General features: G+C 73.6%; 15 protein-coding genes and 1 pseudogene. 6 read left to right on the top strand and 10 right to left on the bottom strand.

Annotation, left to right across the window (positions count from 1 at the left end; translation table 11 throughout):
• Positions 1 to 196: 196 nt before the first annotated feature.
• Together EAO77_RS01135 and EAO77_RS01130 are read right to left on the bottom strand one after the other, a co-directional pair.
• Complete coding sequence (locus EAO77_RS01135) at positions 197 to 1243, bottom strand: fatty acid desaturase family protein (RefSeq protein WP_147986269.1); 1047 nt, start codon at positions 1241 to 1243, stop codon at positions 197 to 199.
• Positions 1244 to 1865: 622 nt separating this feature from the next.
• Positions 1866 to 2642 (bottom strand): hypothetical protein, encoded by a 777-nt coding sequence (locus tag EAO77_RS01130; protein ID WP_261993755.1) that lies wholly within the window; start codon positions 2640 to 2642, stop codon positions 1866 to 1868.
• 175 nt (positions 2643 to 2817) lie between these two features.
• On the opposite strand from EAO77_RS01130, the gene EAO77_RS01125 reads away from it, so the two are divergent.
• The 3 genes from EAO77_RS01125 to EAO77_RS01115 are packed head-to-tail and all read left to right on the top strand — an operon-like array spanning position 2818 to position 3883.
• Complete coding sequence (locus EAO77_RS01125; RefSeq protein ID WP_147986268.1) at positions 2818 to 3255, top strand: Asp23/Gls24 family envelope stress response protein; 438 nt, start codon at positions 2818 to 2820, stop codon at positions 3253 to 3255.
• A 33-nt stretch (positions 3256 to 3288) separates the two neighbouring features.
• The gene (locus EAO77_RS01120) at positions 3289 to 3513 is read left to right on the top strand and encodes a hypothetical protein (protein ID WP_147986267.1); all 225 of its coding nucleotides are present in this window, start codon (positions 3289 to 3291) and stop codon (positions 3511 to 3513) included.
• Positions 3514 to 3556: 43 nt separating this feature from the next.
• The gene (locus tag EAO77_RS01115) at positions 3557 to 3883 is read left to right on the top strand and encodes a GYD domain-containing protein (protein WP_147988868.1); all 327 of its coding nucleotides are present in this window, start codon (positions 3557 to 3559) and stop codon (positions 3881 to 3883) included.
• 97 nt (positions 3884 to 3980) lie between these two features.
• Here the strand turns inward: EAO77_RS01115 and EAO77_RS01110 are convergent, their stop codons facing one another.
• Positions 3981 to 4712 carry an SDR family oxidoreductase gene (locus EAO77_RS01110; protein WP_147986266.1) on the bottom strand — a complete coding sequence of 244 codons (732 nt, stop codon included), beginning with the start codon at positions 4710 to 4712 and terminating at the stop codon, positions 3981 to 3983.
• A gap of 177 nt (positions 4713 to 4889) precedes the next feature.
• On the opposite strand from EAO77_RS01110, the gene EAO77_RS01105 reads away from it, so the two are divergent.
• Positions 4890 to 5369 carry an RrF2 family transcriptional regulator gene (locus EAO77_RS01105; protein WP_147988867.1) on the top strand — a complete coding sequence of 160 codons (480 nt, stop codon included), beginning with the start codon at positions 4890 to 4892 and terminating at the stop codon, positions 5367 to 5369.
• Between the two features lie 394 nt (positions 5370 to 5763).
• Here the strand turns inward: EAO77_RS01105 and EAO77_RS01100 are convergent, their stop codons facing one another.
• The 3 genes from EAO77_RS01100 to EAO77_RS01090 all read right to left on the bottom strand — a co-directional run bounded on the left by EAO77_RS01100 (position 5764) and on the right by EAO77_RS01090 (position 8881).
• A complete protein-coding gene (locus EAO77_RS01100) occupies positions 5764 to 6222 on the bottom strand; it encodes a DoxX family protein (RefSeq protein WP_147986265.1) in 459 nt (152 codons plus the stop codon).
• Positions 6223 to 6367: 145 nt separating this feature from the next.
• The gene (locus EAO77_RS01095; RefSeq protein WP_147986264.1) at positions 6368 to 8062 is read right to left on the bottom strand and encodes an alkaline phosphatase D family protein; all 1695 of its coding nucleotides are present in this window, start codon (positions 8060 to 8062) and stop codon (positions 6368 to 6370) included.
• 165 nt (positions 8063 to 8227) lie between these two features.
• The gene (locus tag EAO77_RS01090) at positions 8228 to 8881 is read right to left on the bottom strand and encodes an HNH endonuclease family protein (protein ID WP_147986263.1); all 654 of its coding nucleotides are present in this window, start codon (positions 8879 to 8881) and stop codon (positions 8228 to 8230) included.
• A 198-nt stretch (positions 8882 to 9079) separates the two neighbouring features.
• Here EAO77_RS01090 and EAO77_RS01085 point away from each other — a divergent pair, with 198 nt between their 5' ends.
• Positions 9080 to 9841: an ABC transporter permease gene (locus EAO77_RS01085; protein ID WP_147986262.1), complete on the top strand. Its 762-nt coding sequence runs from the start codon at positions 9080 to 9082 to the stop codon at positions 9839 to 9841.
• Between the two features lie 124 nt (positions 9842 to 9965).
• Here EAO77_RS01085 and EAO77_RS01080 read toward each other — a convergent pair whose 3' ends face one another.
• Both EAO77_RS01080 and EAO77_RS01075 read right to left on the bottom strand, forming a co-directional pair.
• Positions 9966 to 10628 carry an HAD-IA family hydrolase gene (locus EAO77_RS01080; RefSeq protein WP_147986261.1) on the bottom strand — a complete coding sequence of 221 codons (663 nt, stop codon included), beginning with the start codon at positions 10626 to 10628 and terminating at the stop codon, positions 9966 to 9968.
• Between the two features lie 149 nt (positions 10629 to 10777).
• Positions 10778 to 12001, bottom strand: coding sequence for a peptidoglycan-binding domain-containing protein (locus tag EAO77_RS01075; RefSeq protein ID WP_147986260.1), 1224 nt, complete (start codon positions 11999 to 12001; stop codon positions 10778 to 10780).
• 193 nt (positions 12002 to 12194) lie between these two features.
• On the opposite strand from EAO77_RS01075, the gene EAO77_RS01070 reads away from it, so the two are divergent.
• Complete coding sequence (locus tag EAO77_RS01070; protein WP_261993753.1) at positions 12195 to 14342, top strand: MDR family MFS transporter; 2148 nt, start codon at positions 12195 to 12197, stop codon at positions 14340 to 14342.
• Here EAO77_RS01070 and EAO77_RS39675 read toward each other — a convergent pair.
• A pseudogene (locus tag EAO77_RS39675) lies at positions 14251 to 14463 on the bottom strand (EmrB/QacA family drug resistance transporter); the annotation flags it as partial. The gene EAO77_RS01070 and the pseudogene EAO77_RS39675 overlap by 92 nt on opposite strands.
• 44 nt (positions 14464 to 14507) lie before the next feature.
• Complete coding sequence (locus tag EAO77_RS01060) at positions 14508 to 14987, bottom strand: GNAT family N-acetyltransferase (protein ID WP_147986259.1); 480 nt, start codon at positions 14985 to 14987, stop codon at positions 14508 to 14510.
• Between the last annotated feature and the right edge of the window lie 109 nt (positions 14988 to 15096).

Genomic DNA, 15096 nt, shown 5'->3' with positions numbered 1-15096 from the left:
CGCCGCGATCTCGGCGGCGGTGCGTGCCCCGAAGGCGGAGCAGGCGAGCAGGGTGGAGGCTCGGTCCGCGTCTTCCCCGAACTCTCCGGTCCCTGACGACGGTCGCCGACATCGACGACGCGGCAGGCAGAGGTGACGGACGGCGGCGGCACGCGGCTGTGCGGCCCGTGTGTCCGGCGGGAGGACGGGCAGCGGCCTATGCCGCGGCCTGCCGGATCGGGGCTCCGGCCCGGTGGAGGCTGGTGAGGGCCTGTCGGTAGGAGTCGATCAGGCTGGTCTCCAGGTAGGTCAGGCCCAGCTCCTGGCAGTGGCGGCGGACGATCTGCCGGGCCCTGCGCAGGTGCGGGCTGGGCATGCTCGGGAACAGGTGATGTTCGATCTGGTGGTTCAGCCCGCCGAGCGCGACGTCGGTCAGCCATCCGCCGCGGACATTGCGCGAGGTGAGCACCTGCCGCCGCAGGAAGTCCGGGCGGTCGTCGCCGGTCAGGATCGGCATCCCCTTGTGGTTCGGGGCGAAGATCGCTCCCAGGTAGACGCCGAAGAGGCACTGGTGGACCACCAGGAACGCCACCGCCATGCCGGGCGGCAGCACCAGGAACAGGGCGCCCAGGTAGAGGGCGAAGTGCGCGAACAGCAGACTTCCCTCCGTCACCCGGTGCTTGACCGAGCGGTCGGCCAGCGACCTCACCCCTGCCACGTGCAGGTTGAAGCCTTCGAGGGTGAGGAGAGGGAAGAACAGGAACGCCTGGAAGCGGCCGAGCAGACGGGGGAGGCCCTTCGACGCGCGCGCTTGCTTCTGGGACCAGACCAGGACGTCGGGGATGAGATCGGGATCCAGGTCCTCGTGGTTGGGGTTCGCGTGGTGGCGCGTGTGCTTGTCCTGCCACCAGCCGTATCCCATTCCGATGCCGGCGTTGCCGGCGAGACGGCCCGTTCGTTCGCTGGCCTTGCGGAGCCGGAACACCTGCCGGTGCGCCACGTCGTGCGCGAGCAGGGCGACCTGGCCGAAGACGAGGGCCAGGAAGGCCGCGACCAGGAGCGTCCACCAGGTGTCGCCCACGAGGACGAAGGCGGTCCATCCGCCGACGTAGAGGGCGGCGACCGCCGAGATCCGGGCGGCGTAGTAGCCCGGGCGCCGGCTCATCAGTCCGGCGGCGGCGATCTTCTTCGAGAGCCGGGCGAAGTCGCTCCCCTCCACCGCCCGGACAGCGGACGGGGGAGGGTTCGAGGGCTGTGCGTTCATGGGGCGGGCTCCGTCCGGGGGCGCGACTGCGGTTCGCACGGCTCACGGACGACCGTGATCCATGGCCCCGTAGGGTCGGCCGCTCGTCGTCGGGAGAGGGCCTCGGAGGGCAGGGAACCCTTCACTCCGCGGACGAGTCTTCGTCACCTCTGTCCACACCTGTCCGTCCGGACGTCCTGTCCTGCCAACGCGTGCCGGCTTCGAGAAGTTCCCCGCCTCCGGAGCACCCGGCCTCCGGAAGCCGGGTAGGGGGCCGGCGCGGCCGCGGCGCCGGGGCCGCGCCCGACAGCTCCCGCCTCGCCCAACACCGTTGCGGAGAAGTGCTGTTGCCCCGCGCCGCCACAGAGGGGAGCGGCCGAGGATGCGTGACATGCCGCTGGTGGCCTCATGGAGGTGGGGGCCGTCCGGTGGCACGACGCTGTGGTGCGTCGGACGACGGAGCCGGCCGAGGGACGCGCGGCGCGCGAGTGGTCTCTGAGCGGATCGACCGAAAGGAGCCGGACATGGCCGAACGCCGTGCGGGACTGGCCGGACTGCTCGCCGCGGCAGAGCGGAGGATCGGGCGAAGGGGACGCCGCGGGCGACGTGGCTGACCGCACCCAGCGCCCCGTGGAGGAGTGCCTCACCGGGACGGTCGGGCCGCGACCTCCGTGACGAGGACAGCCGTGGACGCCGGGCCCGTGATGTCGTCGGCGGCCGCGGCGCTCACCGCGGCCCGGACGGCGCGGGTGACGTCCAACGGGCGGTGTCCGGGCGCGATGGCGAGCCGGACCTCGATGTGGGTGCCGGGCGGGTCGTCCTGGTGTTCCACCGCGATCGGCCGACCTCCCGGCAGGGCGGTGAGGCGTGCGACGCCCGGCACGGCGGACGCCACCGTCGCCAGTCTTCCGCTCTGCCCGTACAAGGGCTCGGCTCCGGCCGCGGGGAAGGCGCTGCGCGACGGGGCGGCGTGGGCCGCAGGCGACTCGGCCCGCCTCACCGTCTGCGGACTGCTCTCCGTCTCCATGGCGTCGTGGAGATCCGTGACCCGCAGGTCGACCGCCACGAGAGTCAGCCCCAGATGTGCGGCCGCCACGTCGAGCAGCAGGGTCCTCAACCGTTCGGCCGACCGGTGCAGGGGCAGCGTGGCCGACGTGGTGATGGCTGCCTCGATCCGGAGCGGGCCGGGGGGAAGCGCACCGGCCGGCGGAAGGACGACCGGTGCGGACACGGCCCGGCCGGGATCCGGCCCGATGCGCATGCTCTCCAGCCGGACGCCGGGGATCTCCGCCGTGGGCCAGAGGGTCCCGACGGCCGCCTGCTCCGTGATCCATGTCCCGTCCTTCGGCCCTCCGAGAGGGAGCAGCCGGCCCGGAACGATCCGACCGCGTACGGTCGGCATCCACGCCTCGGTTCTCACGTGCCCACCTTCTCCCAGGTCGTCGCTTCCCACCCGTGCCCGGCACGCCACCGAGGGTGTTCCCGGCGCGTTCCAGGCCGCCCGGGGCCGACCCTTGCATCGGAGAAATCGCACCAAAGAGAATATTATTCGCTTAGGGGGTCTTCGCGTTGCTCTTCGAGGAAGGAAAACCCTCATGACCGAAAACACCGGTGCACAGCGCAGCGAATCGCCCGCCTCCCGCGGTCGGACGACCGTCGCCGACGTGGTGGTGGAGAAGATCGCCGGGATGGCGGCGCGGGACGTGCTGGGTGTGCACGCTCTCGGCAGTGGGATCTCGCGCTCGATGGGAGCCATGCGCGAGCGGATGCCCGGCGCCGGCAGCGGCAAGTCCGTCACCCGCGGTGTCAGTGTCGAGGTCGGAGAGGTGCAGGCCGCCATCGATCTGGAGATCGTCGTCGAGTACGGCGTCTCGATCTCGGACGTGGCCGGCGCCGTGAGGGAGAACGTGATCTCCGCGGTGGAGCGGATGGCGGGGCGGGAGGTCGTGGAGGTGAACATCACGGTCAGTGATGTGCACCTGCCCGAGGAGGAGGACGAAGGGGAGGAGCGGGAGCGGCAGCGGATTCATTAGCCGGTTGGGGCCTGTCGGGTGAAGGGGCGAGTGATGAGCAGAGCCGTGGTGGGTCTGTTCGCCGGAATGGCGCTGGGTTTCGCCGCGTTCTTCGGTGACTTCTGGGCCTTCCTGCTGGTACTTGCGCTGGGGGTCGTCGGACTCGTGGTCGGACGGCTCACGGAAGGTGATCTCGAACCGCGTGACTTCGTCCGTCGCCGGGACGACCGGCAGCGGCGCGACGTCGACGGCCGGGGCCGGCGGTACGGCCCACGCTGAGCGGACAGGGCCGAAGAGCGGTGTCGGGACGAATCCCGTCGTGCTGCTCGCGGCGGAGCGGGCGTGGCGGAAGCCGCACCCGCTCCTTCGTGCCCGAGGGGCGCACCCCGAGGGCCGGGCGCAGGCCGCCCGGTCCTGCATCGAGTCGGTCGGCGGGCAGCTGCACGGCTTCTGGTACGCCTTCGGGACGCACGACGGGTACACCCTGTGGGAGGCCCCGGACAACGTGTCCATGCCGGCGGTCGGGCCGGCGATCAGCGGCGGCGGGGCGCTGCGGTCGTTCGAGACGACCGTCCTGCTGAGCGTCGACGAGACCATCGAGGCGCTGCGCAGGGCCGAGGCCATCCGGTACCGGCCGCCCGGCGCGTGAGGGGAGCGGCGCCGATCCCGGCCGCCCCCCTCGCCACGACGGGGTCTCGCCTGCGGGGTGGGGGGCGGGGCGGGCCCGGGTGCCGCTGGTGGCGTGGTCAGGCGAGCCAGTCGGGGTAGCGGGTGGCCGCGATGTGGGCGCCGTCGGGCGTGGTGAGGACGTCGCCGCGGACGGCGGCGAACATGCCGGCGGAGTCGTCGGTGACGACGGAGCGCTTGTCGCCCTTGGTCGTGAGGGTGAGCCGGCCGAGGTCGTCCAGGGGATAGACGTCGGGCCCGCCGACGTTGAGGACGCCGTTCAGCGGGGCCCCCGCGGCGACCTCGGTGACGGCGGCGGCGACGTCCGCGGCGGCGATCGGCTGGATCGGCGTACGGGGCAGGCGCACGGTGTCGCCGTCGGCCGTCCAGGACAGGACGGCGTCGACGAACTCCATGAACTGCGTGGCGCGGACGATCGAGTACGGGACGGGACCGGCCTTGAGGAGGTCCTCCTGAAGCGTCTTCGCCCGGTAGTAGTCGAGCTCGGGGACCTGGTCCACGCCGACGATGGACAGGACGACGGCGTGCCCGACTCCCGCCTGCGCGCTCGCGTCGAGGAGGTTCTCCATCGAGGTGCGGAAGAACGCCGGGGAGGCGTCGTCGAACGTGGGGGAGTTGGTGAGGTTGACGACGACGTCGGCGCCCGCGACGGCCTCCGCGACGCCCGCGCCGCTGATGAGGTCCACGCCGGTGGACGGGGAGTGCGGTACGGCGTCGTGGCCGGCGGCGCCGAGGTTCTCCACGACCTGTGACCCGATGAGTCCGGTTCCACCGAGGACGGCGAACTTCATGGCATGCCTCTTTCCTGGAGTGCGCCCGGTCTTCCCTGGAGCGGGAAGGCCGAACGTGTGCCTTTCGGGGTCCTGTCCGCCACCGTAGGGGCAAACCCGGACACCTTCTATCCGAGATAATACTCGGACACTCCATGTCCGAGTCAACGGCGACGCGGGTAGAGTGGGCCCGTGAAGATGTCGGGCGGGGTGGAGTGGGCGCTGCACTGCGCGGTGGTGCTGACCTCGGTGGAGGAGCCGGTGCCGGCCGCGCGCCTCGCCCAGCTCCACGACGTCTCGCCCACCTACCTCGCGAAGCAGCTCCAGGCCCTGTCGCGGGCCGGGCTGATCCGGTCGGTGCAGGGCAAGGCGGGCGGCTACGTGCTGACCCGGCCGCCCGCCTCGATCACGGTCCACGACATCGTCGAGGCCGTCGACGGGCCGGCCCCGGCCTTCGTCTGCACCGAGATCCGGCAGCGCGGCCCGATGGCGACGCCGCCGGAGGCCTGCACCACGCCCTGTGCCATCTCCCGGGCCATGGCTTCGGCGGAGGACGCCTGGCGCACCTCGCTGCGGGCCGTCACGATCGCCGATCTGGCGAGGGACGTCGAGTCCGACTACGGGGCCGGCGCCCTGGCCGGCATCGGCACCTGGCTGCACACGCCCCCGGAGGCGTGAGGCCGGCCCTTGGGTGCACGCCTGTGACGACCCCTGCCCCCGGCGCCCGTCACGCGTCGACACCTCCGGCCTGTGGGCGGCGGCGGCCGAGGCGCTCGGGCTTCCGGCGGAGAGGATCGAGATCCAGGGGGACGGCTTCGATCCGCTCCGTGAGGTCCTGGCCGGCGGCGGTGGCCCGGGCAAGGTGTGCGTCAACGGCGGTGTCGACGTGATGGGCATCGCGTCGGCGGAGGTCGTCGGGCGCACCGGCGACGGGACGTGCCTGCCCGGGCGCCGGGGGCAGGGGTCGTCACAGGCGTGCACGCCCCGGGACCCATGGACGCGTCACGCCGGGCCCGACGCGTCACGCCCGGCCCCCGGAGAGGGGCCGGGCGTGGGCGGGGGTGTCCGGGGGTCAGGCCGTGACGGTGGCCTGGTCGTCGCGGGCCGGCCCGTCGGCCGTCCTGCCGCCGAACAGGCCGTCCAGCGCCAGTGCGCCGGGGCCGGTGAAGACCAGGAGCAGGAACGCCCAGCAGAACATCGCGGACGACTCGCCCCCGTTGGTCAGCGGGAACAGCGATTCGGGCTGGTGGACGACGAAGTACGCGTACGCCATCGAGCCCGACGCGAGGAACGCGGCGGTGCGGGTGCCGACGCCGAGCAGCACCAGGCCGCCGGCGACGAGCTGTATCACCGCGGCGTACCAGCCGGGCCAGGTGCCGGCGTCGACGGTGCCGCCGTCCCGGCCGCCGAGCACGCCGAAGAGCGAGGCGGCGCCGTGGCAGGCGAAGAGCAGTCCGACGACGACGCGGAAGAGGCCGAGCGCGTAGGGCTGGGCCCTGTGCAGGCGGCCGGACGGGGAGGGAAAGGGCATGGGGGGACTCCTTCGGCGGCGGGGACGGTACCGACGGGGAGTTCAGGTTAGGCTGCCCTCACTCATACTTGCAAGTTCAACAATAACGCCCATGTTCGTCGGGGAGGGATGTGCGGCCGGGGTCCGCCCGTCGTCCGGCGGGGCGTCAACTCCCTTCCGTGAGGCTGCGGTCGAGCACACCCGTCAGCCGCGCACCCGCGCGATCGGTCCCGCGGCGCCCCCGCTTCCCGTCCGCCGAGGCCCGCTCCAGCCGCAGCCGCGCCGAACGCCCGCGCAGCGTCAGGGTCATCAGCTGGTTGCCGAACCACGGACCGCCGCTGCGCTCCCACCGGACCGCCGGTCGCGCCACCCGCCCGTGCCGGGCGAGGAGGTGCCCGATCCCCTTGGCGAACCGGCTCCAGCCGAACCGGAATCCGGCCCGTATGGCCGCGGGCACCGAGTTGTGCAGCGGTGAGCAGGTGAACTGGAAGACCCGGGAGCGCGGCTGCTGCCCCGCGGGCCACACGGGCTCCGCCACGTACGCGTGGTGCACGTCCCCGGAGAGCACGCACACCGTCGCCGGGGCCGTCTCGCCCCGGCCCACCTCGGCGACCGTGTCCGTCAGCCTCCCGAACGACGCGGTGAACGCCGCCCAGTGCTCCAGGTCCGCCCGCCGGCGCAGCCACTCGCCGAAGCGCGCCCAGCGCGGCCCGCGTTCGCCCCGGCACAGCGCCGCGTGCCAGCCCTCCGCGAAGTGGACCATCGGGGGCAGCAGCCACGGCAGCGAGGTCCCGACCAGCAGGTGGTCCACGCCGCCGGGGTCGTCGAACGCCTGCGTCCGCAGCCAGTCCGCCTCCTCGGCGTCCAGCATCGCCCGGTGCTGCTCCTCCAGCACCCGCGCGGCCCGGGTGTCGACCATCAGCAGCCGGGTGCGGCCGAAGTCCCTGCGGTAGCTCCAGCGCACCGTCGCCGGGTCGGCGTCGGCGCGTTCGGCGAACGCGCGTAGCACCTCGGTGCCGTCGTCGGCGGCGGTCACCGCCGCGTACAGCTTGTCCTCGGCGAGTTCGGCGGGGGAGAGGTTCCCGAGGTGCTGGTAGACCCAGTACGACATCAGGCCGCCGGTGATCCGCTCGTGCCACCAGGACGTCGCCCGCATGTCGGCCACCCAGGCCGCGCTGGTGTTCCAGTCGTCGATGACGTCGTGGTCGTCGAAGATCATGCAGGTGGGCACGGTGGAGAACAGCCAGCGCAGCTCGGGATCGCCCCAGGACTCGTCGTAGAGGTGGGTGTACTCCTGGTAGTCGGCGACCTGGTCCGGCGGGGCGGTGGAGCCGGTGCCCGCGGTCCGCCGGTGCCGGGCGATCCAGGCGCGGGTGGCGGCGGACGTCTCGTCCGCGTACACCTGGTCGCCCAGGAGCAGGAGGACGTCCGGGCGTTCGGCCTCCGGGTCGCCGGCCAGCCGGGCCGCGAGGGTGTCGAGGACGTCCGGCCCCACCGGGTCGGGCTCGCCCACGGCCGGCGCCGCCCACCGGCAGGAGCCGAACGCGACCACCGCTCCCGTCGCCGGCACCGGGGGCGTGTGGATGGTGCTGGGCGGCAGGGGCGAGTCCGCGAGGGGCCACACCCGTTCGCCGTCGAGCAGCACCTCGTACGCCGTGGCGGACCCGGGGGCGAGCCCGGTCACGACCACCAGCGCGTAGTGGTGGCCGGCGACGCGGAACGTCGGGGCCGAGCCCCCGGCGCCGCCGGCGCACCGGACCTCCGCCGTGCAGGCCCGGTCGGTCTCGACCCACACCGTCGCGCTCGTGCCCGACTCCCAGTCCACGTGCCGCAGGAGCGGTCCCAGCCTCAGGCCGGCCATCGCGAGTCCCCTTCCGGCGCTCCGCACGGTACGGAGCGGCCGCTCTGTACGGTACGGAACGACGGCGGAAACGTCGCCGTTCCGGCGCCGCGCTTCGCGCCGTGTGCCGCCCCGGCCGCCCCGGCCGCACACGGCGGGTCCGGGGGAGACCGGGGCGGCGGCGGGTCAGCAGCCGTTCAGGATCGACTGGAGCGCGCTCTTCTCGGCGGAGTCCACCTTGAGGTTCCAGTAGTACTTCGTGTGCACCCACATCCGGGCGTACATGCAGCGGTAGGAGGTCACCGACGGCAGCCATTCGGCCGGGTCCTGGTCGCCCTTGGCCTGGTTGACGTTGTCGGTGACGGCTATCAGCTGCGGGCGGGTCAGGTCGTTGGCGAACTGCTGGCGCTTGGAGGTGGTCCAGGAGTTCGCGCCGGAACGCCAGGCCTCGGCCAGCGGCACGACGTGGTCGATGTCGACGTCGGACGCGGCGGACCAGGTGGCGCCGTCGTAGGGGGAGAACCAACTGCCGCTGACCGCGGCACAGCTGGAGTCCTGCTGGACGTTCGAGCCGTCGCGCTTGAGGACGACCTCGCGGGTGTTGCAGGCGCCCGACTGGGTGCTCCAGTGCGGGAACAGGTCGCGGCTGTAGCCGGAGGAGGAGCCCTCGGCGGAGACGGTCAGCTGGCCGAGATAGCTGCGGGCGGTGGAGGCGCTGACGGGGGTGGGCGGAGCGGCCTGCGCGGCGGGGGCGGTGGCCAGCAGGCCGGTGGCCGCGAGCGCGGACGCGGCGAGTGCCACGGCGGTACGGCGGAGGTGACGCGCGTAGACACGAGACATGCGAACTCCTTGAGGTGGGGGGAACCTGACCTCCCCGCACGCCGTCCGGCGCGGGAGATGCCCCTCGGGGGCGTGGCCATGCTGGCGGCGCCAGGTTGCAAGGGGATGGGCGCCAGGTAACAGGGTGACGACATGGGCACGTCACATCAAGAGTTCTGACGGGACGCCACGATCCCTTCACCGGCGTAGGGTTGCGGCGTGCTGCTGCCGGTCAACCTCACACTCGGTGCCGTACTGGCGGTCCTGCTCGCCGCCGCCGCCACGGTCGCGGCGGTCGCCCACCTCGGCCGCTCCCGCCGGATCGCCGTCGCCGGCGTGCGCGCGGCGGTCCAACTCGCCGCCGTCTCCCTGGTGATCGGCGTGGTCGTCGAGTCGCTCCCGCTGCTCCTCGGCTTCCTGCTCCTGATGTACGCCGTCGCCGTGCGCACCGCGGGCCGGCGCGTCACCCCCAACGGCACCTGGTGGTGGGCCGCCCTCCCCATCGCGGCGGGTGTGGTCCCCGTCGTCGCCGCCCTGCTGCTGACCGGGCTCGTCCCGGTGAAGGGCATCGCGCTCGTTCCCGTCACGGGCATCCTCATCGGCGGCGCGCTCACCGCGACCGTGCTCGGCGGCCGGCGCGCGCTGGACGAGCTGGCGCAGCGCCGCGGCGAGGTGGAGGCCGGTCTCGCACTCGGGCTCCTGGACCGCGACGCCCGGATGGAGGTCGCCCGGGAACCGGCGTCGGACGCCCTGCTGCCCGGGCTCGACCAGACCAGGACCGTCGGGCTCGTCACCCTTCCGGGCGCATTCGTCGGCATGCTGCTCGGCGGCGCCTCACCGGTCGAGGCGGGCGCGGTGCAGCTCTTCGTCCTGGTGGCCCTGATGGCGGTCCAGGCGGTGGCGGTGGCGGTGGTGCTGGAGCTCGTCGCCCGCGGCAGGCTGCACCGCGACGGTGCGGAGCGTGCGGACGGCGCCGGATAGTCCGCTCGCCCCGGGTGCGCGGGACGGCGCAGGCCGGTCCGTTCGCCCCGGGCATGCGAACGGCTCCCGGCGGGGGGAGCCGCGGGGAGCCGTACGGAGGTGGGGCGGGGCGAGCCCCTCGCGCCTATGCGGCGCGCAGTGCGATCGTGCCGTCCGCGCGGGCGGTCACGACGAGGCCGTTCAGATCCATGACGTGCAGGTCGGGGCCGTGGGCCGCGGCGCGCGGGCCCACGCCGACCACGCGCATGCCGGCCGCGCGGGCGGCCGCGATGCCCGCCTCGGAGTCCTCGAAGGCGACGCAGTCGGCGGGGGCGTGCCCCAGCTCGGCCGCGCCCTTGAGGAAGCCCTCCGGGTCCGGCTTGCTCGCGCCCACGCTCTCGGCGGTCACCCGCACCGCGGGCATGGGCAGACCGGCCGCGTTCATCCGGGCCGTGGCGAGGGCGGAGTCCGCCGAGGTCACCAGCGCGTGGGGCAGGCCGGCGAGGGCCCGCATGAAGGCGGGCGCGCCGCCGACGGGGACGACGCCCTCGACGTCGGCGGTCTCCTGGGCGAGCAGTTCCCGGTTGTCGGCGTGGTTCTCCGCCGCCGGGCGGTCCGGGAGGAGGATTGCCATGGTCGCGTGACCCTGACGGCCGTGGACGACCTTCAGCACCTCGGCGGGGTCGAGCCCCTGCCGCACCGCCCACGCCCGCCAGCAGCGTTCGACCACCGCGTCCGAGTTGACGATGGTGCCGTCCATGTCGAGGAGGACGGCCCGGGCGGTGAGAACGGGCGGGGTGGCCTGCATCCGTGGGGCTCCAGAGCGCGGGGTGGGGCGTCGGAAAAGAGAACAAGCGGCTCCGCCCGCCGGTCAGGGAATACGGGCGGAACCACTTTGTTCCTTCACGATACAAAAAGACCGGCGTCCGCGCCACTCCGCCCCCGGCGGAGCCTTCGCTACCGCCTCCGCGGCTCCCTCGTCTCCGCCTCCAGGGCGCGCCGGGTCTGGGGCCCGTAGACGCCCAGCGGGTCGCCTTTGATGCCGCGGTCCCACTGGTAGACCTTGACCGAGTTCTCCAGGTTCGTGTCGAAGACGCCGTCGGTCTGCCAGTCCCGCGAGTAGAGCCAGATCTCCTGGAGCCGCAGCTGGAGCTCCCGCACGTCCGAACCGGTGTCGCCCAGCCGCAGAGTGCCTGGCGCGTCGTCCGAGGGCTCCTCCGACACCGTGCCGGTCACCTGGGCCGTCGGCGTGGGAGCGGGCGGGGCCGCCGGGGCGCTGGTGGCCGGGGCCGAGCGGGTCGCCGACGCGGAGGCCGACGGCGAGGCGGAGGCGGACGCGGACGGCGAGGGCTTCGCCGTCCGCGACGGCGAGGCCGACGGGGAGCCGGTCGGCTTCGGCGGCTCCAGCGGGGCGTCCGGGCCCAGGGCGAAGCTCGGGCCGTTCTCCCGGTCCGGCATCGACACCCGGTCCCTGCCGTCGTCCCCGTCGAACAGCCCGGAGGCGTAGGCGGCCGTGCCCGCCACCGCGAAGGCGGCGACCGCCGCGAGCGCCGCGGCTCCCCGCCGCCGCGACCGCCGCGCCGGGCCCGCCGCCGGGGCGGCGGCGTCCCGGCCCGTGACCGGGGGCAGCTCCTGGGTGTCCGCACGCCAGGCGCCCGCCGCGGCCGGCATCTCGGCGGGCAGCGGGGCGGCGACGGGACGCAGCACGGCGGTCGGATGGTCGCCCTGCTCCCCGCCGGGCGCGTACGGGTCCGGGCCGTGCTGCCCGTGCCGGCCGGGCGCGCCGGAGCCGGGAGCGGCGGGAGCGCCCTGCGGGGAGGGCCGGTGCCCGTCCCCGGCCTGTCCGCCGGTGCCGCCGTACCCGGTGTACCCCGGCGCGCCGCCGGCGCCCGTCCCGCCCGCGGGCGGACGGGACGGGCCCGGGGGCCCCGCCGGCCCCGGGGCCGGCGGACGGTCGGAGGTGTCGAGCGCCTCCAGCGTGACGTAGGGGCGGATGCGCAGCGGATCGAAGTCCTCCGCCGCGGCCATCTCCTCCGCCGTCGTGCGCCCCCGTCCCGGACGGGCCGACGGGTCGGCCCCGCGGTCGCCGCCCCCCGCGGCGCCCGCGCAGGTGCAGGCGAATCCCGTGCCGCCGGCCGCGGCCCGCGGTCTGCCGCACTCCTGGCATGTGTTTCCGGTCATGGCCGGTCCCCTCCCCTTGGAATGCCGCAAATTATGCAGCGTGCATGTGACCCTCCCCACGGCAGCACCCGTATCCCGGCCGTTTCCGGCCGGACGCCCCCCGCCCGCCGGGCGGTCTCTCGGCAGGCCATAAGCGGTCCCAGCCACCACGATGGATGGGAAGCGCACCCGAGGAGCGCAAAGGAGACGCGGTATGGCCCAGGAAGTCAGCTCCGCAGAGGCGCTGCCGGCCCCCGGCGAGGGACACAGCCGGCGGGCCGTACTCGTCGCCATCGGTGCCCTGTTGCTGGGCATGCTGCTCGCCGCGCTCGACCAGACGATCGTCGCGACCGCGCTGCCGACGATCGTCAGCGAGCTCGGCGGCATGGACCATCTGTCCTGGGTGGTGACCGCCTACATGCTGGCCTCGACGGCGGCGACCCCGCTGTGGGGCAAGCTCGGCGACCAGTACGGACGCAAGAAGCTCTTCCAGGCCGCCATCGTCATCTTCCTCATCGGCTCCGCCCTGTGCGGCATCGCACAGAACATGCCGCAGCTCATCGCCTTCCGCGCCGTCCAGGGACTCGGCGGCGGCGGCCTCATGGTGCTGTCGATGGCGATCGTCGGCGACATCGTCCCGCCCCGTGAGCGCGGCCGCTACCAGGGCCTGTTCGGCGCCGTCTTCGGCGCGACCAGCGTGCTCGGGCCGCTGCTCGGCGGCTTCTTCACCGAACACCTCACCTGGCGCTGGGTGTTCTACATCAACCTGCCGGTCGGCGTCGTCGCGCTGCTCGTCATCGCCGCGGTCCTCCACATCCCCGTCCGGTCCCAGCGGCACACCATCGACTACCTCGGCACGTTCCTCATCGCCTCGGTCGCCACCTGTCTGGTCCTCGTCGCCTCGCTGGGCGGCACCACCTGGTCCTGGGGCTCGCCCCAGATCATCGGACTGGCCCTGCTCGGGGCGGTGCTGCTGGTCGCGTTCGTCGCCGTCGAACGCCGGGCCGCCGAACCGGTGCTGCCGCTGAAGCTGTTCCGGATCCGCACCTTCACGCTCGTCGCCGTCATCAGCTTCGTCATCGGCTTCGCGATGTTCGGCGCGATGACCTACCTGCCGACATTCCTCCAGGTCGTGCGCGGCGTGTCGCCGACCATGTCCGGCGTCCACATGCTGCCCATGGTGTTCGGCCTGCTGCTCACCTCCACCCTGTCCGGCCAGCTCGTCAGCCGCACCGGACGGTGGAAGGTGTTCCCGATCGCCGGCACCGCCGTCACCGCGATCGGCCTCCTCCTGCTCCACCTGCTGACCGAGAACAGTTCCGACTGGCAGCTCGGCATGTGCTTCTTCGTCTTCGGCGCGGGCCTCGGCCTGGTCATGCAGGTCCTGGTCCTCGTCGTGCAGAACGCCGTCAGCTACGAGGACCTGGGCGTGGCCACCTCGGGGGCGACGTTCTTCCGCTCCATCGGCGCCTCCTTCGGCGTCGCGATCTTCGGCACCGTCTTCACCAACCGCCTGGAGAACAAGCTCACCGACGCGCTCGCGGGGCAGCAGGTGCCCCCGGGCGCGGGCGCCGCCGAACTGGCCGCCGACCCCCGGGCCATCGCCGAACTGCCGGCGCAGCTGCGCCCGTCCGTCCTGCACGCCTACTCGACGGCCATCACGGACGTCTTCCTCTACGCGGTGCCGGTCGTGGTCGTCGCCTTCGTCGTCGCCTTCTTCCTCAAGGAGGACACGCTGCGCGGCTCGGTCACCGCGCCCGACACCAGTCAGACCCTCGCCTCCAACCCGGTCGAACGCTCCTCGCACGACGAGGTCGCCCGCGCCCTGTCCGTCCTCGGTTCCCGCGAGGGCCGCAAGCGGATCTACGAGAAGATCACCGCCCGCGCCGGGTACGACATGCTCCCGGCGTCCGGCTGGCTGCTGCTGCGCATCCGGCGCCACGGAGTGGTCGAACCGGCCCGTCTCGCCGAGCAGACCCCCGTGCCCCTGCGCGCGATCACCGACGCCGCCCGGCAGATCGAGGGCCGCGGCCTGGCCCGCCGGGAAGGGCTCGACCTGATGCTCACCGACGAGGGCGCCCAGGTCGCCGCCCGGCTCTCCGACGCCCGGGAGGAGTCCCTCGCGGAGCTGCTCGGCGACTGGTGGGGACCGGACCGGCCGACCGACCTGATCCAGCTGGTGCGCGAGCTCAACGCCGAACTCTGCGGCTCCGACGCGGAGGGCCCGCACGACCACGTCCGCCAGGACCACGAACGCCCCGCGGCCGAGTACCCGCACCGAAGACGAAGAAGCACATGCCGAGCTGCCAGTCGGAACTGTTCTCGGTCAGCAGGTGGAGCAGGAGGAGGCCGATCGCGGTGACGGCGGTGCCGGCGATCGGGAACACCTTCCACCGTCCGGTGCGGCTGACGAGCTGGCCGGACAGGGTGGAGGTGAGCAGCAGGCCGAACACCATGGGCAGCATGTGGACGCCGGACATGGTCCCCCAGCCGCGCCGCGCCGCCCGTCCCGCGGATCCCCGCCGCCCTACAGGTCCTTGCCGTACCAGATGTCCATGTACGGCCCCGTGCAGTACGCGGGGATCTCCGCATAGCCGTGGCGCACGTACAGCGACCTGGCGGGCAGCAGGTCGAGCCGGGTGTTCAGCACCATGCGGCGGGCGCCGAGGCCGCGCGCCTCCCCCTCCAGACGCTCCATCAGCAGCCGCGCCCCGTCGCGGCCCCGGAAGCCCGGCCGCACGAACACCCGGGTGAGCTCGGCCCGTCCGCCGTCCAGCATCAGGATGCCGCCGCACGCGGCGGGCTCGTCGCCGTAGCGGCCCACGACGAACCGGCCGGTGGGCGGGGCCAGGCGCTCCGCGCCGTCGCCCGCGAGCCCTTCGTCGATCTCGGCGTCGGTGGCGGGGCGGCGCCAGTAACTGCCGGCGACGTCCCCGTAGTAGGCGCGCCGCAGGGCGGTCGCGTCGGCGGTGTCGAAGGGCTCGGGGGCGAGGGTCCACTGGCTCATGGGACGTCCCTAACAGGCGGCGGGCCGGTTTGGCACGCGAATTAGCGGCAATCCGCAGTGACGAGCGCTCGTGCACACCGTTACGGAAGGCCAACCAGGAGAGACGGAC

Origin of the sequence: Streptomyces sp. T39 (genome assembly GCF_008042045.1) — a bacterium.
In the GTDB taxonomy this organism is placed as follows: domain Bacteria; phylum Actinomycetota; class Actinomycetes; order Streptomycetales; family Streptomycetaceae; genus Streptomyces.
The sequence above is the reverse complement of the archived record's forward strand: the minus strand, read 5'-3'. Positions and strand labels throughout refer to the sequence as shown.